Genomic DNA, 21,738 nt, shown 5'->3' with positions numbered 1-21,738 from the left:
AGAAACCCGATGAAGGCTTTTTTTATGTATAAAGAATACTGAAGAACTACTTCTTTTGTTTAAAATGCAAAAATATAGTATTAGATGTTAAAACTGATTTTTTGAAAATTATTCTTGCACATGACAGAAAAAATCAGTTTATTTGAAATACATTTAAAAAAGTTTCATACTAAAAATAGGAGATAACATATCGATACTACTCTACTTAAATAACAAGAAAGATTAACTAAAGGGGAATTTAAAGTAGGAGTCCTATGAAGCTTCAAACAAAAACCGATCAGGAATTGATCGACCTGTATGTCACAGGGCAAGATTTGGGTTTAGAAGAATTAATTAAAAGACACAAATCAAGAATTTACACATCTATATATTTACTGGTAAAGGATACTTATCTGGCAGAAGATATTTTCCAGGATACATTTATTAAAGTTATTCACACCTTACAGGCTGGAAAATATAACGAAGAAGGCAAGTTTTTACCGTGGGTATTGCGCATTGCACACAACCTCGTTATAGACCATTTCAGGAAAGACAAACGAACTCCGGTAATTACAAACGGAGACGGATTTGACATCTTTGACGTATTAAAATTCTACGACGAAAGCATGGAAGAACGTATGGTGCGGGAACAAACGCATAAAGACCTTCGTGCAATGATTCATCTTTTACCGTCAGACCAGAAAGAAGTCTTAATAATGCGTCATTTTGGAGAATTAAGCTTTAAAGAAATAGCCGAAATAACCAATGTAAGCATCAATACGGCCCTGGGAAGAATGCGCTATGCTCTTAATAATCTTCGAAAGATGATAACTGAAAAAGAGTTAAGCCTTAAACATTAGAAAAATTTTTCTAAAAACTTTCACAGAGTAAAATAAAACATAAGCAATATCGTTATTTTTAGTAAAAATATTGCTTATGGTAAGAACTTCTACTCCTGCATCAAATGCACCTGAAAGTATTCAGAAAGACGGATCTATGGAAAGTATAAGTGAAGAAGACGAACAATTTTTATCCTCAATAAAGGAGGATCTGAATAAATTGGTAAAGCAACCTCACGGCGATACGATTACATCTATTCTAAATTATTCTAAGCGCCTGCGCCTTAAAAGAATTTGAGTCTAAAAAGAATTTAAACAGTAACTTAGCTGTTTAAATTCTTTTTTATTTTTCTCTCAATTAACCCGATCTTTTAATGTTACGAAAAGAACGCTTTAAGGCTTTTGTTGATTATTTTTCCGAAAACCAGCCCAATGCTCAAACGGAATTAAACTTTTCAAACCCATACGAATTATTAGTAGCAGTGATTCTGTCTGCTCAATGTACAGATAAACGAATCAACCTGATTACTCCGGCACTTTTCAAACAGTATCCGACTCCCGAACTACTTGCAAAGGCTACACCGGAAGAAGTTTTTGAATTTATAAAAAGTGTAAGTTATCCTTATAATAAATCAAAACATCTGGTAGGCATGGCTAAAATACTGGTATCAGAATTCGATAGCGTCGTTCCTTCTGATATTGATGACCTGCAAAAAATGCCCGGCGTTGGCAGAAAGACCGCCAATGTTATTGCTTCTATAATATATGAGGCGCCTGCCCTGGCGGTAGATACCCATGTTTTCAGAGTTGCTAACCGGCTAGGATTAACCCAGAATGCCCGAACTCCGCTGGCTGTAGAAAAACAACTCGTTAAATACCTGCCAACCAACACCATCAGACATGCCCACCACTGGCTGATTTTGCATGGCCGGTATATCTGCGTGGCAAGAAGGCCAAAATGCGAAATCTGCCCTATACGTGATTTCTGCAAATATTATGAACAGCAATTAAAAACTACAGCACGTACAGAATTGACTAAACAGGGAACTCCGCCATTAAAAAATCCCGAAAAAATAGCCCGACAGTTAAAAAAATACCAGTCAAAAACTTGATTTATTTTACTACATTTATTTGGCGATGCGATAATTAATTGTTAAAATTATTAGCATTATTAAATATAACTGTTAAATTTGCAAATAGAAATACTAAAATAATGAGCAATCCGGACAAACTGAAAGCATTACAACTAACACTTGATAAATTAGAAAAGTCATACGGAAAAGGGACGATAATGAAACTGGGGGACACTGCAGTTGAACCATTAGAGTCCATATCAACCGGATCTATAAGTCTTGACATTGCACTGGGAATTGGCGGATTGCCAAAAGGTCGTATCATCGAAATCTACGGGCCCGAATCATCCGGTAAAACCACACTTGCTATCCATGCGATAGCTGAAGCACAAAAACAAGGCGGAATTGCCGCCTTTATCGATGCAGAACATGCTTTTGATAAGTTTTACGCTAAAAAGCTGGGAGTTGATATTGAAAACCTGTTGATTTCTCAGCCGGATAATGGCGAACAGGCATTAGAAATTGCCGATAACTTAATTCGATCGGGAGCTATTGATATTATTGTAATCGACTCGGTTGCAGCACTTGTTCCCAAAGGTGAAATTGAAGGAGAAATGGGTGATTCAAAAATGGGACTTCAGGCCCGCTTAATGTCACAGGCACTTAGAAAACTTACCGGAACAATATCTAAAACCGGCTGCTGCTGTATTTTCATTAACCAGCTGCGGGATAAAATAGGTGTAATGTTTGGAAACCCTGAAACAACAACTGGGGGAAATGCTTTGAAATTCTACTCCTCAGTAAGACTGGATGTTCGCCGTATTTCACAGATAAAAGATACAGATGAAGTTTCAGGAAACAGAGTAAAAGTTAAAATAGTTAAAAACAAAGTAGCACCTCCTTTCCGAATAGCAGAATTTGACATCATGTTTGGTGAAGGAATTTCAAAAGCGGGCGAAATAATAGATTTAGGCGTTGATTTTGACATCATCAAAAAATCCGGTTCCTGGTTTAGCTATGGCACCACAAAATTAGGACAGGGACGTGATGCTGTTAAACAACTGTTGCTGGATAATCCCGATTTGATGGATGAACTGGAAGAGAAAATTAAAGAAACTGTTACCGGTGAAAAGCTGGAAGAAAAAGCATAAAATGAATCACTAAATAAAAAAGTCTCTGAAAAATCAGAGACTTTTTTATTTATCAGAAAATCATTCTGGCCAATGGAGCCACATCCTGACCCACAAAATCTTTTTCAAGGAATTTATAATATCCGGCAATAGCAATCATTGCAGCATTATCCGTACAATACTCAAATTTGGGGATAAACACCTGCCATTTATATTTTTCGGCATACTCAAGCAGCGTATTTCTTAATCCTGAATTTGCTGAAACGCCACCGGCTATAGCAACATCGTTGATTCCAAGCTCTTTGGCAGCCCGCTTCAGCTTAGCAAGTAAAATCGTTACAATACGATATTGTACCGATGCACAAATATCAGCCATATTTTTATCTAAAAAATCCGGATCTTCTTTTAAACGATCTTTTACAAAATATAATATCGAGGTTTTTAATCCGCTGAAACTAAAATTGAGTCCCGTAATCTGAGGTTCGGGAAACTGAAAAGCATGGGGATTACCCTCTTTTGCATATTTGTCAATCAACGGGCCTCCCGGATAAGGCAGGTTTAAAATTTTGGCCGTTTTATCAAAGGCTTCACCTGCCGCATCATCGGTAGTTTCTCCCACAATTTCCATTTCAAAAAAATCTTTTACCAGCACAATTTGTGTATGGCCTCCAGAGACGGTAAGACATAAAAATGGAAATTGAGGCTTAGGCTCGTCAATAAAATGAGCTAAAATATGCGCCTGCATATGATTTACTTCTATTAACGGCAAATTTCGGGCAAGTGCAAAGCCTTTTGCAAAGGAAGTTCCTACTAAAAGTGAACCTAATAAGCCAGGACCACGTGTAAATGCTACTGCATCAATCTCATTTTTGTGTATTTTTGCAACGGTTACAGCCTCGTGAACAACAGGTATAATATGCTGTTGATGCGCCCGTGATGCAAGTTCGGGCACAACACCTCCATATTTTTGATGAATAGTTTGATTTGCAATAATATTTGATGCGATTTTACCGTCAATACATATCGCGGCAGAAGTTTCGTCACAGGATGATTCAATAGCGAGAATAGTAGCCAAAGCAGAGTTATTTAAAGCTTCAAAATTATTAAAAAAACACTTAAAATAAGCCTATGGATTCTTTCAGCAATCATATTATTGCTGGCAGCTTTACTGTTTTCCTTGCAATTTAAAACAGTACAAACACATCTAGCTAAAAAAGCCGCCAAATACCTGTCGAAGGAATTGCATACCCGTATTGATCTGGAAGGTATTTATATTAAACCCTTCAAATCACTGGTACTGGAAGGGCTCTATGTACAGGATCTGCAAAAAGACACGCTGCTTTATGCACCCAAACTTACTGTTGACATTGGCTATTTTTCTTTAGATGAAAGAAAAATCACAATAAATACATTGCAGCTGGATAGCAGCATGTTTTACTTAAAAGATTATAAAGATAAAACGACCAATCTGCAATTTATCATCAATTATTTTGATACAGGAACTCCAAGCACTCAAAAAAAGAAGAAAAGGAAGCCGTATGATATTAATCTGGAAAAGATCGTACTGAATAATATTGGTTTCAGGTATAAAAATTTCAGGGTTGATACTGTTATTAACGGGATCAATTTCGATGACATCCTGCTTAAAAATTTGAACGGTACTTTCCTTCATCTTGATACCCGGAACCACTTGGCAAAATTTGATGTAAAACATCTCTCCTTTTACGAAAAAAGCGGTTTCTATCTTAAAAACCTCAGCACAAACGCAACTATTGATACCAATCAGATGGAGTTTAAAAAACTTTTACTCCAAACTGCTGATACACGGCTTACCGATTACGTAAAATTGTCGTATAAAAAATTTCGAGATTTCGGCCATTTTATCCGAAAGGTAAGAGTTAAGGCTAATCTTAAAGATACGTATTTACATCCGCAGGATATTGCCTATTTCGCACCACAGGTAGGGCAGATTAAATTGGATGTGCGTGTTGAGGGAAGTTTAAGCGGGTATGTAAACAACATTAAAGCAAGGAACTTTTCGGTAAAAGCCGGGCAGACGACTTATTTAAAGGGTAATTTTAATATAAAAGGCTTACCAAAAATCAGTGAAACATTCCTTGATCTGGATTTTGACCAGATCTATACCAATAAAAAAGATGCCGATTTCATCGTTTCTGCCTTAACTTCTTCCAAACAAGCGCAGGTTCCTGAAATAGTTGAAAAATTCGGAAACGTCAATTTTAAAGGCAGATTTACAGGGTTCCCAAAAGATTTTATTGCCTATGGCGAGTTTAAAACGCGTTTAGGCCGGCTTATCTCAGATGTGAATATGAAAATTCTGAAAAAGCCTGTATACGAAGGAACTATTAAGGCGGTTGATTTCAATATAGGAGATCTTTTAAATGATGCAAATTTAGGCCGAACTACCCTTACTGCTAAAATCAAAGGCGAAGGTTTTGATAAAAAACAGTTGGCAGAACAGCTAAACAGCAATATTACATATCTTGACTATAAAGGTTACCGCTACAACAACATTCAGGTTGACGGCAGCTTTAAGCGCAATTTATTTGCCGGGAAAATTAAAGTAAATGATGCGAATATTAAGCTAGATTTTGACGGGAACATTAATTTGAACCCTGCTTTGCCAGAATTTAACTTCACGGCAGAATTAAGAAACGCAAAACTTAATGTTTTAAATTTAACGAAAGACACTTTGCAGGTAGATGCCGATTTTAAAACAAATTTTACAGGCAATAATCTTGGAAATATACAAGGAAACCTGGCTCTTCGGCAGATAAAAGTTACCAGCCCAAAAACTACTTTTGCTATCCAGACGCTGCAATTATCGGCAAATGGAACAGGCAAGAATCGGTCTTTAACTGTTAATTCTGACATCCTGGATGCGAGTATTAACGGGGAGTATGATATCAATACGCTGCCCTCCTATTTCTTAACCGTAGCAAAAAAATACGTTCCTTCCCTGCAGGCAAAAACGGTAAAGCCTTCTCCGCAGAATTTTGATTTTCAATTAGAATTGAAATATTTTGATCCGCTCAGCACTTTGTTCTTCCCGCATTTAAAGCTCCCGCAAGGTGCATTAATGAACGGAAAATTTACGTCAGATCAAAACTCAGCTACTTTTAACGCCTTCGCTAAATTAGCCGAATATAAGGGCGTAAAAGTAAACAACATTATTATTGACGAAACAACAACAGATAAAGCGCTCAACATCTTTATCAGTTCAGACAGGGTTGATATAACAGATAGTTTATACATTAAAAATGTAAATATTGCGAACGTTCTTAAAAATGACAGTTTAAACCTAAACATCAAATTATCTGATAAAAATGCTACAAACCAGTTAGACTTAAACGGACTGGTACAATTTAAAAGAGATTCATCTGCCCTTTTCAGCATTTTGCCTTCTGATGTGATAATTAACAGGGAGACCTGGAAAATTCAAGAGCAGGTGCGTATAGGATTCGACGCCGGCAAAACTACCATTAAGGACTTTGAATTATCGCACAATGAGCAGATTCTAACAATAGATGGGATAATTTCTCAGGATCCGAAAGAAAAACTGAATGTAAAATTCGACAAGTTTAACCTGCAAACTTTTAATCCCCTAACCAAAGGAGAAGGTATTGATTTAAAAGGAGAGCTTAATGGTGGAATTGATATCGCCTCGGTATTAAAAACGCCCCGAATCGAATCCAATCTTTCGGTATCCTCCCTGATAATGAATAATACTTCAGTAGGAGACCTACAGCTTAAAGCCGACTTTGATAATGAAACGAAACTTGTCAATGTGGTACTCGACATTCAGAAAGAGCATCTTAAAACATTAAATATTGCCGGAACTTACAACGCCAATGCCGAAGAAAACAGTTTAGACATGACGGTGAGTATGGACAACAGCGAACTCATAATCTTTGAGCCATTTTTAAAGCGACTGGTATCTAATTTAACAGGCACAGTTTCTGCAGATCTAAAACTGACAGGCAAAATCTTTAATCCTCAAATTGATGGTACTTTGAAGCTGAATAACGCTGGTCTCATCGTTAACTACCTTAAAACTCCTTATCATATTAATGATGAAGTTACTGTACAAAACAGCGTTATTTTACTGGATAATCTGATACTGAAGGATATAAAAAATCATGAGGCAATTGCTAACGGCACTGTCGACATGAAAAACCCGAATAATCCTGACATAGATGTAATTATTACTGCCCGGAATTTCATGGCTTTAAATACACGGGCAAAAGACAATCCGCTGTATTATGGTACAGCCTACGGAACCGGAACTTTCAGTTTCAAAGGGCCAACGGATAATATGCATATTAATATTGATGCGAAAACAGAAGCAGGTACCATATTTAATATTCCCCTCAATTCATCAGAAACTGTAAGTGAGAATGATTTTATCACGTTCGTTTCAAAAGATTCCAGCAATGTTCCCCCTCCTAAAAAGCAAAACACATTTAAAGGGCTTGTAATGGATTTTAACCTCGCTGTAGATCGGAATACAGAGGTGAACATTTATACAGATATTGGAAAACTTACCGGAAAAGGAGAGTCTGACGCCTTAAATTTAAGGATAACCAGTTTAGGCGATTTTGAAATGAAAGGTGATTACCTGATTTCAGAAGGACAGTTTGAATTTACTGCACAGGATTTTATAAATAAGATATTTGACATACGACATGGAGGTTCTATCCGCTGGACAGGAGACCCCATGCATGCCCAGATCAGCTTAAAAGCTGTGTATAGTGTACGTACCAGTGTAAAGCCACTTTACCAGGCTGCCGGCCTTCCTTCCGACGATGACAAACGTGTACAGGCGGAAGCAATTATGAACCTGAATGGCGATCTGCTAAAGCCTGATATTTCTTTCGATCTTAACTTCCCTACCGATGCCTATGTAAAAGACGAACTTCAAGGATTTTTAAGCGATGTAAACAATAAAAACCAGCAAGCTTTGAGCCTAATTGTACGCCGCTCTTTCTCTCCTAACACGGGCTTAAACTTAAATTTAGGAGCAGCAAGTTCTACATTAGCAAGTGCAGGTACCGAACTGCTATTTAACCAGTTCAATAATATACTCGCACAATCGCTTAATCTTAACTTCGTGGATTTAAATATCCGGTCATTTAACGAAGCAAGTGCTTCCTTTCGTTTTTTAAATGACCGCCTGGTTTTCACTTATGGTGTTACAGACAGAAGAGCCGAGTTATACGATTATAACTTTATCGGAAATTCTATTGCCCGCGATGTAGAAGCGCTTTACCTTTTAAAAAGAGATGGAAGTCTTGTATTGCGATTTTCCAACAGGTTAAATAACAGAAGCTTTCTTGATCTTTCTTATAACAACGAATATGTAAGTGCAATCGGATTGGTTTTTCGACAGGAGTTTGATAACGCAAATGAGTTCCTTAGGCTATTGATCGGCAATAAGCGAAGAGAAGAACGTCGGAAACAAAACCCACAGAACCCTTCTTCGCCCATTGCTACAAAACCGGATGAACCTGAAATAAAATCTAAAAGATAAGTGTGGTTACGAATTCTTCATAATAGAATGCCCCATTCTATCGCGTTTCGTTTTTAAATACAGTTCGTTGTGTTTATTAGAGCGTATTTCTATCGGCACATTATCAACTATTTCAATACCATAGCCATTAAGGCCTGCACGTTTTGTTGGATTGTTAGACAATAAACGCATTTTTTTAATCCCCAGGTTTCTTAAAATCTGTGCACCAATACCGTAATCCCGCTGATCCATTTTAAAACCAAGCTGCAAATTCGCATCTACGGTATCAAAGCCGTTTTCCTGCAGGTTATAGGCATGCAATTTATTAATCAAACCTATACCACGGCCTTCCTGGTTCATATAAATAATTACACCCTTTCCTTCTGCCTCGATCATTTCCATTGCTTTGTGTAATTGCGGACCGCAATCGCACCGGCAGGAACCGAAAATATCTCCGGTAACACACGAACTATGCACTCGTACTAATATCGGCTCATCCGGCTCCCAATTGCCTTTTATTAAGGCAAGGTGATGATCGCCTGTATTGGTTTGGGTATAGGCCACCATTTCAAAATCTCCCCATTGAGTGGGAAGTTTTACAGCCACTTCCTTCTTTATAAGTGATTCGGTGCGTAAGCGATATGAAATAAGGTCTTTTATAGAAATGATCTTGAGATTAAAGCGTTCTGCAATTTCAAGTAAATCCGGAAGGCGGGCCATTTCTCCGTCTTCTTTCATTATTTCCACAAGAACTCCGGCTGATTCCATTCCGGCTAAACGAGCCAGATCTACTACCGCTTCAGTATGACCCGAACGCCGTAGAACTCCTCCTTCCTTAGCTCTTAATGGGAAGATATGGCCCGGACGGCCCAGATCTTCAGGAGTAGTTGAAGAATCTACTAATGCTTTTATTGTTTTCGACCTGTCTGAAGCGGATATACCAGTAGTACATCCATTACCTATCAGATCAACAGATACGGTAAAATTAGTTTCATGAAGAGCGGTATTATTTCCTACCATTAAATCAAGCTTTAATTCATCACACCTTTCTTCAGTAAGAGGTGCACAAATTAAGCCGCGGCCATGAGTAGCCATAAAATTAATCACTTCGGGAGTTGCATTACGGGCTGCCGTTACAAAATCGCCTTCATTCTCACGATCTTCGTCATCCACTACAATTATTACTTTACCTGCCTTGATTTCTTCAAGCGCTTCTTCTATTGTATTAAGATTAATTTCCATTGTTGAGTGAACAAAATTACTTCCTATTATCATAATTAGGATAATCTGTATGTAAAATCAGGACTATTTCTTCTTTCTTTTAAAGAACCGGAAAAGAAGCTGCTTGTAATAATCGAGATCAAACAGTGAAGAATCTACCGTTGCTTTGTAAGTAAGGAACATACCAAGCGGTGCAAGGGCAATAATAGCGATCCACATGCCGAAGACAGGAGACAATGAGCCCTCTTTAGCAGATTTTTCGCCAATAGTTGAAATGATATGATAGATAAGAAAAAAGATGATAGACATTACAACAGGCAATCCTAAACCGCCTTTTCTTATTATAGCCCCTAAAGGAGCCCCTATTGAAAAAAGAATCAGGCAGGAAACTGAAAGTGTAAATTTACGCTGGTACTCAATCACATACCTTCTGATGCGGGTTTTGTAATCATCGGTTACAGCACCCAATGAAGTTAAATTCGACTCCAGGTTATTAACTACGGAACGTGCATTTGAAATTGTGGACATCCTGGAAGTTCTGGGTATGAGTTCCAATACACTTTTTTTAAAATCCTCTGTTTTAATCTTAGGGTTTTCAATCCTAGGAGAAGGAGAAGAAATGACCCTAAAACTTCTTTTAATCGTATTAAAGGTGGATCTGTTCGTACTATCCAGCTGTGTTTTTATTGAATCTTTATAATAATCCAGCTGTTTTAGATTGAGCATCGCGTAGTTGCTTTTAAACAGGCTCTCATCAGTTCTTTGAAGCTTAAAGCCTGAAAGGTCAAACTTCTGTTCTGTTTCTTTAAACCGATACCGCAGTAGTCGCTCACGCGGATTATATCCCTTTTCCCCTTCAGATTCTTCATATCGTATCCCATCTTTTAAACGTAGTACCAGGAACTGCTCATCCTCGGTTTTATACATCCTGCCTTCCTTTGCAATTAAAACATTACTACCGCTTGCGGTATTATGATCATAAATCACCACGTTATGAAGTGTTTGCCCATCCGGGTCTTTTTTCTCTACCCGAATTGAATAACCGGGAAAACTATTATTAAATACTCCTTCCTCAATTAAAAAAGTAGCTTTCTGATTTCTGACATCGTATAACAGAGAACCCATTTTCAGACTCGCAATGGGCAACATATAATTCGAAAAAAAGAAAGCTCCTATACTTAATCCTCCAACAAGGATAACAAGAGGCATCATGGCCTTTTGAAGAGAAATTCCGGCAGATTTAATAGCAACAAGTTCATAATTTTCTCCCAGGCTGCCAAAGGTCATAATAGAAGACAACAGCATTGCGAGTGGTAGTGCCATAGCAACGTTGGTGGCAGAAGCATACCACAAAAGCTCCAGGATAACGGTCCATTCAAAACCTTTACCAATCAGATCGTCGATGTATTTGAATAAAAATAACATCAACAAAATGAACATTACGATAAAAAAGGTAACGAAAAAAGGTCTGATAAAGGCTTTTATTACCAGCAGGTATATCTTTTTCACATCACAAAATTAGGGATAAATTTCCCTTTAAGCGCCCAGAACACTTATTAAATATTCGATTTGGTTATCCCAGATCAGTTTCCGGTCGTTCCATGAATCTTCTGTTGCAAAATCAGTTATTGCAAGGGCAACATCATTGGTAAGCTCATCCTGTATAATTTCCATTTCGAAATAGCAGTGAGGCTCATCTTCAAGCCATTTAAATTTCACCAGTTTATTCTCTTTAACTGATAAAAGCTTAGCCTTATGTTCTTCTCCATCCCAGGTAAAGGTATAAACCTGATCCCTGTAACTTACGTCATCGGCAAACCATTGGGCCAGGGCATTTGGTTCATTTAAAAAACTAAACAATATTCTTGGAGATGATTTTATTTCATATTCTAAATGGAATTTTTTCTTTTCTGACATTCTTTGTGTTCCTTTTCTACCCCCTATACAGGTTTTTTAACTTTTCTTTCTAAAGAAAAGTAATTTAAACTATATTTGCAAACTCTTTTAAAAAGATGGCGTGTAACTCAGCAGTTCCAACCGCTGCCTTGAAGGGACAGGATATATTCAGTTTAGCTAACGGCATAAATTCCTGTAAAAAGATCAATATAATTGGCGGGGTAGCTCAGATGGTTAGAGCGTAGGATTCATAACCCTAAGGTCGGCAGTTCGATCCTGCTCCCCGCTACCTCAGAAGCCGCTCCATGCGGCTTTTTTCGTTTATCCCCATCTTGTTCGCCAACAGATGCGTCAAAAGCGCTTTCATCCCAAAAATGGGGAAAAAGACCAGCTTTTAAATAAACTTTAACTATAAACTTGAGAAAATTCAGAAAAAAATGGAATCACCACTTTTTGAAAAAGGTGTCCGTGCAGGAAAGAAAATGATACCAAGTTAGAGACTTGTCAATCCTCACTTTTTTTTATTTTTTTTTTGGAACTAAACTTTAGCCCATTAAACGTTTTTTGTTTCATACAAATAAATCTGTACATCTTCATTATTTGCTAAAATTTTTCTGTCAGCAGCACATTTTTGTCCAATTTCTGAACGAAAAGCATTCATCATTGTATCAAGAGTATCAAAATACAAGTTGGCTATACGATAAGTTTCTGAATGTCCAGTAGCTGAGACAATTGGGCCATCATTTATTTCATACTTGATCAAACCGGGTAATTGTTTCGCTAATGGAACGTGTACATCAAAATAATGTCTTTCAAAAAATTCTTTATCCTTAGGTATTTTGTAAATCACAGTCATTTTTGCCATCTCAATTATTATTAAATTGTTTATATAATACAAACATACGTGTATGCATTACTTTAAAGTGAGTGTAAAATAGACTTTATAGAGGTCTATTTGGACAAACATTTTTACCTTAATAAAAGAATACAGATAAGCATATTAAAATAATTTGGCCTTAGTTTACCGTCTACAATTACTTTCAACTTGTAGTCATCTAATCAAATCTTAAATATTTTAAAATTTTCACTGTTCAATACCTCTGACAAAATCCACAATTAACTTTGTAATTAAAAGTACTTTTTACTACTTTTAATTACAAACAATTTTAAAAACTTAAATTATTATCAAAATGGGAACAAAAACATTTAGTACTGTTACCTCTATGTCCCTGATATTAACCCTTACGATAGCGGTACTAAGTATTATTGGAATCACAATTACAGGTTTTTATCCTGGAATTATTGTGTTATTGTTAGTAACCCTGATTCCAATTGCTTCTAAATTTTACATCAAAAAAATTATCAGTAAGTCCACTGATTTTCAAAGAAATTATTACACAATCAGCACAATTATTAATGTACTATCAATCCTAATCGTGTTATGGATGACATTTGTAATTGTACATGACCGCGTTCTTCATGACTGCTGTTGATTTTTATTCCAGAAGGGCACTTTCAACAACCTATCCCCTATTTTCCAATCCATTTAAAACTAATTCAATATTTTAAGCGTCTTTAAAGGGCTATTATATTAAATTTTTGATGATGGGTTTGAAAGATGAAATCATACCTTCTTTTTTTTGTGTTCCTGACATAAGTGGCTTTACAAGATTTATTGCTACTGCTGATATCAATTTCAGCAAAAACTTTATTCCTGCCTTGCTGTCAAAACTAATCAGCGCCAACATTCTAAAAATGGACGTAGCCGAAATTGAAGGAGATGCCATCTTTTTTTATAGAACGGGAAGATTACCTTCAATTAAGATGGTAGCAAAACAATGCGATCTATTTTACAAAAATTTCTACGGCTATATTGAACGTATCCGGATGACAGACCCCGACAATTACACTAAGTATTTCTCATCAGGAAATATTGGCCTGAAAATCATTATTCATTACGGAAAAATTTCAAAAACGAAAATTAAGGGGCATATAAAACTAATCGGGGAGGATGTCATTGTTGCTCATAGGCTCCTTAAAAACAATGTAGTTGAAGATGAATACATTCTGCTGTCGGAGAATTATTTAAAGAAAACGATTAAGCATAACCTTCCTGCTATCTTTTCTGCTATTGAAATAAAAAAGGGAGTGGAAGAATACGAACATATCGGCAAGATTCATTATGAATATTTGCCGGTTGATAATACCCGTTATTCTCAGGCGTCATAAGAAACTATCATCAGAATAATAAATCCAACAGCACTTAAAATCAGTCCTCCCATAAAAATATTATACGACCAGGTCAAAAGCCGGTACTTTTTCAATAGAACTGCCCCTAAACTGTAAATGTCAATCGACATGCTGTCGTACAATTCTTCCTTTTCCTTCTTTAAGGCTTTTATCCTACTCACAAATTCATCCAGCTGTAGCTGAGAGAAATTTCCAAAGAAAAGAACGCTGCTTTTTTTATTATTTAAATCATATTTCTCTTTCGATGTAACTGTTGGCCTTGCAGAAAGAATTGCAAAAACAACAGCCGTAAGGCTTGAAAAAAGCAGAATAACCATTGGAAAAACGAATCTTATACTCTCAAACTCACCGTCGTTTGAAGAAAAAGTATAACCTGAACCAAACAGCGTAATTATCAGGGAAATAATAATTGTATTAATGCTTATCATAATGTTTGCTTTATTATCAGCAAGCGAACTTAAATTAATATGATAGGCATATACCGAACGGTAAAGAGTTTCAATACCACGTCCTTCTTTCTTTGGCTTCGATTCTTCTTTTACCGCAATTTTCGCTTTCTGTTTTTGGTCGGCAATTTTCAACTCCTCAACTTTATTCCTCTGCTCTCGGATATTAATTTCACGCTGCGTGTTATAATTTAAAATTGCAGCTTCTGTTTTAAAGGTGGTACCAATCAGAAAGTTCAACTGCTCTTCTGCCCATTCCGAATCTGAAAATTTTTTATCCAAAATCTGCTCCCACTCTATCCTAAGCAACTCTGCCCTTTCACTAAACTTCTTTTTACCAATATTTATATAATCTGCGTCATGTAGTATTTCCTGCAATTTCCCTTCAATTTTTGAATTAAATTTCGTCGAGAGAATCAGTGCTTCTATTTCGGCTAAATCTTCGGTACGGTATTCCCCCTGCAAGTAATCTTTTAATATAGCTACACTTTTCTCCTCATGGCCATTGTAACAGTCAGTATAACCTGTGTCGTGGAACCAGGCCGCAAGCATTAAAACTTCATATTCCCTGCTTGACAGGTTATAACTTTCTGCCAATTCTTTACAGGCTTTTACCGTATCTGCAGTGTGCCGGTAACTGTGATATACATACTCACCATTTAACTTTTCTTTAAAAAGATTAAAAACATAAGCGGAAGCATTTTTTAGTATGGGATTATTGTTTTTCATGCAAGCTAAAACTGTTTAATGTTAAATAAAAACTATGAACCCAGCCGTCTGTTATCTTATACATTATTTAATTACACACAATGAACAGATTTTTATTGTTTTTGTTACTCCCATTATTTATTGCCGGTACAACTTCTTGCATGAACTCAGATAAAAGATCCAAAAAAGCCGAAAAAGAAAAGAAAGAAGAACCAGATTATCAGCTATTTAAGCTGCCATCCGACCTGAAAGAAATTTCTGGAATATCGTTTATTGATCAGGAAAACCTGCTTGCCGTACAGGACGAAGAAGGTACTTTATATTTTTATAATCTATCAGAGGAAAAAATCACTGACAAGAGAAAGTTTGCCGGTAAGGGTGATTACGAAGATGTAGTAATTGTACAAGCAGATGCTTACGTTATAAGCAGTGATGGAAAACTTTTCCAAATAATTAATTATAAATCACAGAATCCGGAGGTAAAAATTTATAAGACACCGCTATCTGAAAAAAACAACATCGAGGGCTTGGCATATGATTCAGTGCATAACCGCCTGTTACTTGCTTCTAAAGATGAAGGAATTGATAACGACGAAGATAAAGAAATCTATGCTTTCGATCTTAAGACGAAACAGCTTAGCACAACCCCTGTTTATGCTATCAGATTAAAAGAGATTGAGAATTATTTTAAGGGAGACGCCATTGAAGAAAGCTCTAAAAAATTCTTGAAAGCGTTTGGGAATAAAAATCTGAATGAAGTATTCAGGCCATCTGCAATAACAATTAACCCGCAAAATAAAAATGTATACGTTCTTTCATCGTTAAACAACCTGATTGCTGTTCTAAATTCACAGGGGCAATTGCAACGGATCATAGAATTGAAAGGAAAAGAATTTATTCAGCCGGAAGGAATCAGCTTCAACCCAAACGGAGAATTATTCGTTTCAAATGAAGGAAGAGACAAAAAAGCAAATATCATTAAGCTGAAACATGAAAATTAAAAAGCCGGTAGAATTTATTTGTTTACTTTTTTTCCTTGCAATTGCAGCTGCCTGCACAAGCACCAAACCTTTTTACGATAAAAGCCAGCGAAACTGGGCCAGCGCTAATCCGCCCGATTCTAACCTGCTTAATTATTCGGTCTTTTTAGTTGGAGATGTTGGCAAACCCGATGCTGCAAGGCAAGAGCCAACACTGAAATTACTTCAGCAAAAAATTTTCAATACCGATTCAATTTCTGATACCTTATCTCTCAACAATTCCCGCTCACAGGATGTGGTAATCTTCCTTGGGGACAATATTTATGAATCAGGATTACCGGAATCAGATGCAGCAGACCGTAAAGAAAAAGAACGACGGATAATTGAACAAATGAAAGTTGTTAAGAACTTTAAAGGAAAAAGCATTTTTGTCCCCGGTAATCACGATTGGAATGAAATGAAACCTCAGGGGCTTGCTGCAGTAAATAGAGAAGAAGCCTTTATAGAAGCCTACCTTGATTCTAATGATGTTTTCCTGCCCAGTAATGGTTGCCCCGGCCCGGTAGAGATCCAATTAAATAAAAATCTTGTTATCATCGTACTTGATACAGAGTGGTGGCTTTATAAATATAAAAAACCTGTAGCTCCTGATAATGGATGCACTGCAGGCAGCAGATTAGAAGTTATCAGGCAGGTAAAAGACATTCTTGACAGGAATAAAGGCAAAAACATTCTATTTGCACAGCATCATCCGCTTTTTAGTAACGGCACTCATGGAGGATATTTTTCTCTTAAAGATTATATTTTCCCCCTCACACTGGTAAGGGATAATTTATGGATTCCACTGCCTGTTATTGGCTCTGTTTATCCATTAATGCGGCAGTACGGTATTTCAAGGGAAGACATTTCGAATAAAGATTATCAACAACTAAAAAGGGGATTATTATCAATTCTGCAGAACGAGAAAAACGTAGTGATAGCGGCAGGGCACGAACATGCTTTACAGCTAAACAAGTACAACGATTTAACTCATATAATTAGTGGAGCCGGTAGCAAACGCAGCTCGCTTGTTAAAGGCAACGGTGCACTATTTACACACGGAACAAAAGGTTTTGCCCGGCTGAATTATTATAAAAACGGACAGGTTTGGGTAGAATTCTGGGAACCTGATAATGACGGATCGAAAGGAACTCTGGTATTCAGAAGTCCATTGTATGCTATTCCTCCGCAAAAGCCTTCAGAAGTTCAGGAAGAATTAAAAACAAATTATAGTGACAGTGTAAAGACTATTGCCGCAGGCAAAGAATACAAAGCAAGCCCGTTTAAAGAAAGGCTTTTTGGGGAACATTACAGAGCTTCGTGGGCAGTTCCGGTTAAAGCTGAATATTTAGATCTGGCTAATTTTGCCGGAGGTTTAACTCCTGTCAAAATAGGCGGAGGCAAGCAAACCACATCACTTCAGCTCAAAGGCAAAGATGGTAATATCTATCAGTTTCGAACTATTAATAAAGATCCTTCAACATTGCTTCCCGAAGGATTCCTAAAAACTTTTGCTGAAGATTTTTTCCAGGATCAAATTTCATCTGCTCATCCTTACGGAGCTTTAGTTGTGCCTGATTTAGCAAAAGCTATTGGCATTTATCATACAAATCCTCAATTAGTATATATGCCTTTTAGTCGTTTATTAGGCCCTTATCTACAAGATGTGGGAGGAAAACTTGGAATTATTGAAGCCCGACCAGACGATGATGTGTCGGACTTTAACTCTTTTGGCAACGCAAAAAATGCGATCAGTACAAATAAGCTCTATGAAAAATTAAAAGACGATAATGACAATGAAGTTGATCAGCAAATGTTTTTAAAAGCACGTTTGCTGGATATTCTCATAGGAGATTGGGATCGCCACGAAGATCAATGGCGATGGGCTGAGTTCAAAAAAGACAAAGGATCAATTTACAAGCCTATTCCCCGGGACAGAGATCAGGCATTTTCTAAATTTGATGGAGTACTTCCGAAATTAATGAATCTCGTCATTCCTGATTTCCAATCTTTTTCTTATGAGATAAAAGATGTAGTCAATTTATCAAAATCGGCAAGGAATCTTGACAGAAATCTCTTAAATAAATTAAGCAGGCAGGACTGGGAAAGAATCAGTGGAGAACTTCAGAAAGAACTAAGTGACAGTATAATTCAGAAAGCTGTAGGACATTTACCTGAAGAAGTATATGAAATTTCAGGCGAAGAACTGGTTGATAAGCTAAAATCGCGAAGAGATCAATTACAGGAAGCAGCGATGAACTATTATGCATATCTGTCGAGAGAAGTAACTATTGCAGGATCTGACAAAAAGGAGTTCTTCAAAATAACACCTTTTAAGGATAGTATAATTGTATCTGTTTTTAAGATAAAAGATAAGAAAATAACAGATAAACTCTATGAACGAACATTCCTGCCAAAAGAAACCTCTGCGATAAATATATATGCTTTATCTGGAAAAGACAGTGTGATAATCAAAAGAGGCACAACTCCTCTCAAGATCAGGATTGTAGGGGGGCCGGGTAATGATTTAATAACCGATTCATCCAATACAGGCAAAAGAGTATTGATTTATGACAGTAAAAGCGAAAATAACGAGATTAAAAAAGGAGCCAATACTGCTACCATTTTATCAGATAAAAGTTGGGTAAACGAATACGATGTTAATTCTGTAAAATACGACCAGCGTTCTATTACTCCCGCGGTAGATTACAATTCTGAAGACGGTATATTTCTGGGAGGCGGATATTCCATAACACATTTCGGTTTTAAGAAAGAACCTGCAAGCTACATTCAAAGTATATCTGGCATTTATGCCCCCAAAACAAATGCATATACAATTAATTATAAAGGAACTATTTTTTCACTCTTTTCAAGAAACACAGATCTTGCTCTTAACGCCACTCTTAACGGACCTAAATATACTTTTAGTTATTATGGACAAGGAAATTCGTCTTTAAATATCGGCGATAATAAGGAGTATTACAGAGTAAGAAGCAAAAACCTAAGTATCACCTCTTACATTCAGCATCGATTTACGAGTGCCTTTAAAATAGGTATGGGGCCGGGATTCGAATATTACAAAGTAGAAAAGCCTGAAAACAGATTTGTAAGTGATCCTGCATTTCCTGAACAGTCTGAAATAAGCGCAGCATCCCACTTTGGAACTCTTAGGTTCTTTACTGATATTGATTTTGTTGACAACGCCATTTTTCCTACTTCCGGTGTAAGATGGAAAAATGAAGCAAATTACTTTAAAGAATTAAAAAACAACAATTACAACTTTTTACAATTATCCAGCACCCTATCATTTTACGCGACACCTAATACAAGCATCCCGGTAACGGCGGCTATACGTTTAGGTGCAGCTACTAATGTAGGTGATTATAAATTTTTCCAGTCTAATTCTCTGGGAGGGAATACCTTTTTACGGGGTTATCGAAATAATCGTTTCAGTGGAAGATCATTCCTGTTCCAAAATACAGAACTCCGATTTAAAGTAACCAATATCCGGAATTATTTCCTTACCGGGAACCTTGGGGTATTTGGCTTTTTTGATGCGGGAAGAGTTTTTTCAGATAATCCAGAAGGGAATATGTGGCATACTGGATATGGGCCAGGTGTATGGTTTAAACTCTATAACCTGTTACTGGTATCTTCCTCTTATGGTTTTTCTAAAGAAGGAAGCTACATACGATTGAAAACAGGAATCACTTTTTAGTAATAAAGTAATCAGGAATATTAAAAAAAGACCAGCATTTTTAATGCCGGTCTTTTTTTATGGAAGCCAAAGTTATTCTATTTCTTTTTCGCTTGTTTTTCTGCAAGTTGAATTGCATTATAAGCATTCACAATACCTCCTGATATACAAACTTCATCGAAATTTACTTTTTTAGAGTCTCCTTCTTCTTTAATTTTCACCTTGTGGTCCACTTTGGTAACAGATTGCAGGATAATATTCTTCACCTCCACAGCACTCAGAGAAGGATAATAAGACCGGATCAAAGCAGCGAGGCCAGCCACTACCGGAGAAGCCATACTTGTACCATCATTTTCCTTATACTTTGAACCTGGAACAGTAGAATTAATTTTAACGCCGGGGGCAAACACATCAACAGACTTCGCTCCATAATTGGAAAACGACGCTACTAGGTTTTCGTCATTTGTAAAATCTGAAGCACCTACTTCAATCCACGCAGCTGCAGTACCCATTGTCAAACCAGTAGAATCCTGGTAATAGCGATTAGGATAATTAGGCTCTTTGTCGATATTTTTACTTTCGTTTCCGGCTGCATGAACCAGTAAAACGTCCTTAGACATTGCATATCTTACCGCACTATCAACAATAGCTTTATCCCAGGAGTAAGACTTCCCAAAACTCATATTGATTACTTTTGCTCCATTATCAGCTGCATAACGAATAGCATTAGCAACGTCCTTGTCACGTTCATCACCATTAGGAACTGCTCGTACACCCATAATTTTCACGTTATCAGCAACCCCTTTTACACCTATATTGTTACTTCTTGAAGCCGCTATAATTCCGGCTACATGCGTCCCATGATCTGCATCAGGGCCGGTAATGTCATTATTACCATAAAATCTTTCCAAGCTGTTGGCATAGTTGTCTCCTACTGTATCCCTAGGATTAAAGTCAAGATTATAACCATAATTAACCTGGGTATTAAAATATTCAACACCTTCTTTCAGGTCATCATAAAACTCTTTAAAAGTCTTATCCTTTTTCAACTCTGATTTAATTACCTTCAAGGCTTTACTTTCATTTGCATCCTCGGTTTTATAATTTTCGAAATCCGCCAGTGAAGGTTCCTTTTTACCGATTTTTTCAACTATCTGATCAGTATATTTCTTTAGATTAGTATAGAACTCACTTCCGTTCTTTGCATTCTGATAACTATTGATATAATCTTCAACCAAACGTTTATAAAAATTAAACTCTTTCCTTTCTGCACTGTCTAAAGGAGTTGAATTCACTACTGAAGCATATTTTGGACGAAGCTTTCTTACCAGCCTTGTTACTTCCAGATTATCGTAATGCACATTACCAATGTCCGATCCTATAAAGTTCCATCCGTTAATATCGTCTGCATAGCCATTTTTATCGTCATCTTTTTTATTACCAGCAACTTCTTTTGAATTTATCCAGATAACGTTTTTTATATCTTCATGTTCTTCATCTACCCCACCATCAATAACAGCTACTACGACCGGAACACTTTTCTTTCCCTTTAATAAGGAGTAAGCCTTCTCTGTGCTAATTCCAAATACTCCATTACTTGGTAAATCCAGGTTTTGCCAGTTTGCAGGTGGCCTCTTTTCATCCTGTGCTACTGAGAATAATGGCAAAGCAGCCAATAAAAGAAAACCTATAAATTCTCTAATTTTTATATTCATAAATTTTAATTAATAATTCTAATTAACGTAAAGAGACTTATTTAAGATTGATCCGTTTAATCGGCAATAAGAATATTACAAATAAAGGATTATTTTAAAATAAAAAAGCCCTTCATTTAAAATGAAGGGCTAAAGGAGTAAAATTTGGCACCGACCTACTCTCCCACGTGTTACCGCAGTACCATCGGCTCTGGCGGGCTTAACTTCTCTGTTCGGAATGGGAAGAGGTGGACAC

The 21,738-nt window shown here is 36.7% G+C and carries 16 protein-coding genes, 1 tRNA gene and 1 rRNA gene; 10 read left to right on the top strand and 8 right to left on the bottom strand.

The window, feature by feature from the left end; all coding sequences use genetic code 11:
* Positions 1-254: 254 nt before the first annotated feature.
* The 4 genes from ACLCDL_RS07410 (at position 255) to recA (ending at position 3,042) form a co-directional block, all read left to right on the top strand.
* Entirely contained in the window at positions 255-839 is a 585-nt protein-coding gene (locus ACLCDL_RS07410; RefSeq protein WP_423147648.1) for an RNA polymerase sigma factor, read from the top strand.
* A 76-nt stretch (positions 840-915) separates the two neighbouring features.
* Positions 916-1,116: a hypothetical protein gene (locus ACLCDL_RS07405; protein WP_423147647.1), complete on the top strand. Its 201-nt coding sequence runs from the start codon at positions 916-918 to the stop codon at positions 1,114-1,116.
* A gap of 76 nt (positions 1,117-1,192) precedes the next feature.
* Positions 1,193-1,930 carry an endonuclease III gene (nth, locus tag ACLCDL_RS07400; RefSeq protein WP_423147646.1) on the top strand — a complete coding sequence of 246 codons (738 nt, stop codon included), beginning with the start codon at positions 1,193-1,195 and terminating at the stop codon, positions 1,928-1,930.
* A 101-nt stretch (positions 1,931-2,031) separates the two neighbouring features.
* The gene (gene recA, locus ACLCDL_RS07395) at positions 2,032-3,042 is read left to right on the top strand and encodes a recombinase RecA (protein ID WP_423147645.1); all 1,011 of its coding nucleotides are present in this window, start codon (positions 2,032-2,034) and stop codon (positions 3,040-3,042) included.
* A 52-nt stretch (positions 3,043-3,094) separates the two neighbouring features.
* Here the strand turns inward: recA and tsaD are convergent, their stop codons facing one another.
* Positions 3,095-4,096: a tRNA (adenosine(37)-N6)-threonylcarbamoyltransferase complex transferase subunit TsaD gene (gene tsaD / locus ACLCDL_RS07390; protein WP_423147644.1), complete on the bottom strand. Its 1,002-nt coding sequence runs from the start codon at positions 4,094-4,096 to the stop codon at positions 3,095-3,097.
* A 102-nt stretch (positions 4,097-4,198) separates the two neighbouring features.
* On the opposite strand from tsaD, the gene ACLCDL_RS07385 reads away from it, so the two are divergent.
* Positions 4,199-8,572, top strand: a complete 4,374-nt coding sequence (locus ACLCDL_RS07385; RefSeq protein ID WP_423147643.1) for a translocation/assembly module TamB domain-containing protein — start codon at positions 4,199-4,201, stop codon at positions 8,570-8,572.
* A 6-nt stretch (positions 8,573-8,578) separates the two neighbouring features.
* On the opposite strand, the gene ACLCDL_RS07380 is transcribed toward ACLCDL_RS07385, so the two are convergent.
* The 3 genes from ACLCDL_RS07380 to ACLCDL_RS07370 form a co-directional block, all read right to left on the bottom strand.
* Entirely contained in the window at positions 8,579-9,793 is a 1,215-nt protein-coding gene (locus tag ACLCDL_RS07380; protein WP_423147642.1) for a bifunctional 3,4-dihydroxy-2-butanone-4-phosphate synthase/GTP cyclohydrolase II, read from the bottom strand.
* Positions 9,794-9,856: 63 nt separating this feature from the next.
* A complete protein-coding gene (locus ACLCDL_RS07375) occupies positions 9,857-11,281 on the bottom strand; it encodes an LptF/LptG family permease (RefSeq protein WP_423147641.1) in 1,425 nt (474 codons plus the stop codon).
* Positions 11,282-11,308: 27 nt separating this feature from the next.
* Positions 11,309-11,689: an START-like domain-containing protein gene (locus ACLCDL_RS07370; protein WP_423147640.1), complete on the bottom strand. Its 381-nt coding sequence runs from the start codon at positions 11,687-11,689 to the stop codon at positions 11,309-11,311.
* Between the two features lie 95 nt (positions 11,690-11,784).
* Here ACLCDL_RS07370 and ACLCDL_RS07365 point away from each other — a divergent pair, with 95 nt between their 5' ends.
* Both ACLCDL_RS07365 and ACLCDL_RS07360 read left to right on the top strand, forming a co-directional pair.
* Complete coding sequence (locus ACLCDL_RS07365; protein ID WP_423147639.1) at positions 11,785-11,913, top strand: hypothetical protein; 129 nt, start codon at positions 11,785-11,787, stop codon at positions 11,911-11,913.
* Positions 11,884-11,957: transfer RNA gene (locus ACLCDL_RS07360), tRNA-Met, on the top strand. Before ACLCDL_RS07365 ends, ACLCDL_RS07360 begins: the two co-directional genes overlap by 30 nt.
* Positions 11,958-12,221: 264 nt before the next feature.
* Here ACLCDL_RS07360 and ACLCDL_RS07355 read toward each other — a convergent pair.
* Positions 12,222-12,533 (bottom strand): EthD family reductase, encoded by a 312-nt coding sequence (locus ACLCDL_RS07355; RefSeq protein WP_423147638.1) that lies wholly within the window; start codon positions 12,531-12,533, stop codon positions 12,222-12,224.
* Between the two features lie 737 nt (positions 12,534-13,270).
* Between ACLCDL_RS07355 and ACLCDL_RS07350 the strand changes: the two genes are divergently transcribed.
* On the top strand, positions 13,271-13,897 hold the full coding sequence (locus ACLCDL_RS07350) for a DUF2652 domain-containing protein (protein WP_423147637.1): 627 nt from the start codon (positions 13,271-13,273) through the stop codon (positions 13,895-13,897).
* Here the strand turns inward: ACLCDL_RS07350 and ACLCDL_RS07345 are convergent.
* Positions 13,885-15,093: a Pycsar system effector family protein gene (locus tag ACLCDL_RS07345; RefSeq protein WP_423147636.1), complete on the bottom strand. Its 1,209-nt coding sequence runs from the start codon at positions 15,091-15,093 to the stop codon at positions 13,885-13,887. The two genes, ACLCDL_RS07350 and ACLCDL_RS07345, sit on opposite strands and share 13 nt — an antisense overlap.
* A 140-nt stretch (positions 15,094-15,233) precedes the next feature.
* On the opposite strand from ACLCDL_RS07345, the gene ACLCDL_RS07340 reads away from it, so the two are divergent.
* Positions 15,234-16,073 (top strand): SdiA-regulated domain-containing protein, encoded by an 840-nt coding sequence (locus ACLCDL_RS07340; RefSeq protein WP_423147635.1) that lies wholly within the window; start codon positions 15,234-15,236, stop codon positions 16,071-16,073.
* Positions 16,063-19,809, top strand: a complete 3,747-nt coding sequence (locus ACLCDL_RS07335; RefSeq protein WP_423147634.1) for a BamA/TamA family outer membrane protein — start codon at positions 16,063-16,065, stop codon at positions 19,807-19,809. Before ACLCDL_RS07340 ends, ACLCDL_RS07335 begins: the two co-directional genes overlap by 11 nt.
* A 77-nt stretch (positions 19,810-19,886) precedes the next feature.
* Here ACLCDL_RS07335 and ACLCDL_RS07330 read toward each other — a convergent pair whose 3' ends face one another.
* Together ACLCDL_RS07330 and rrf are read right to left on the bottom strand one after the other, a co-directional pair.
* Entirely contained in the window at positions 19,887-21,503 is a 1,617-nt protein-coding gene (locus ACLCDL_RS07330) for a S8 family peptidase (protein ID WP_423147633.1), read from the bottom strand.
* Positions 21,504-21,645: 142 nt separating this feature from the next.
* Positions 21,646-21,738 (bottom strand): 5S ribosomal RNA (gene rrf / locus ACLCDL_RS07325); the annotation flags it as partial.

This window comes from Rubrilithobacter danxiaensis, from assembly GCF_047272945.1.
Lineage (GTDB): Bacteria > Bacteroidota > Bacteroidia > Sphingobacteriales > Sphingobacteriaceae > Rubrolithibacter > Rubrolithibacter danxiaensis.
The sequence above is the reverse complement of the archived record's forward strand: the minus strand, read 5'-3'. Positions and strand labels throughout refer to the sequence as shown.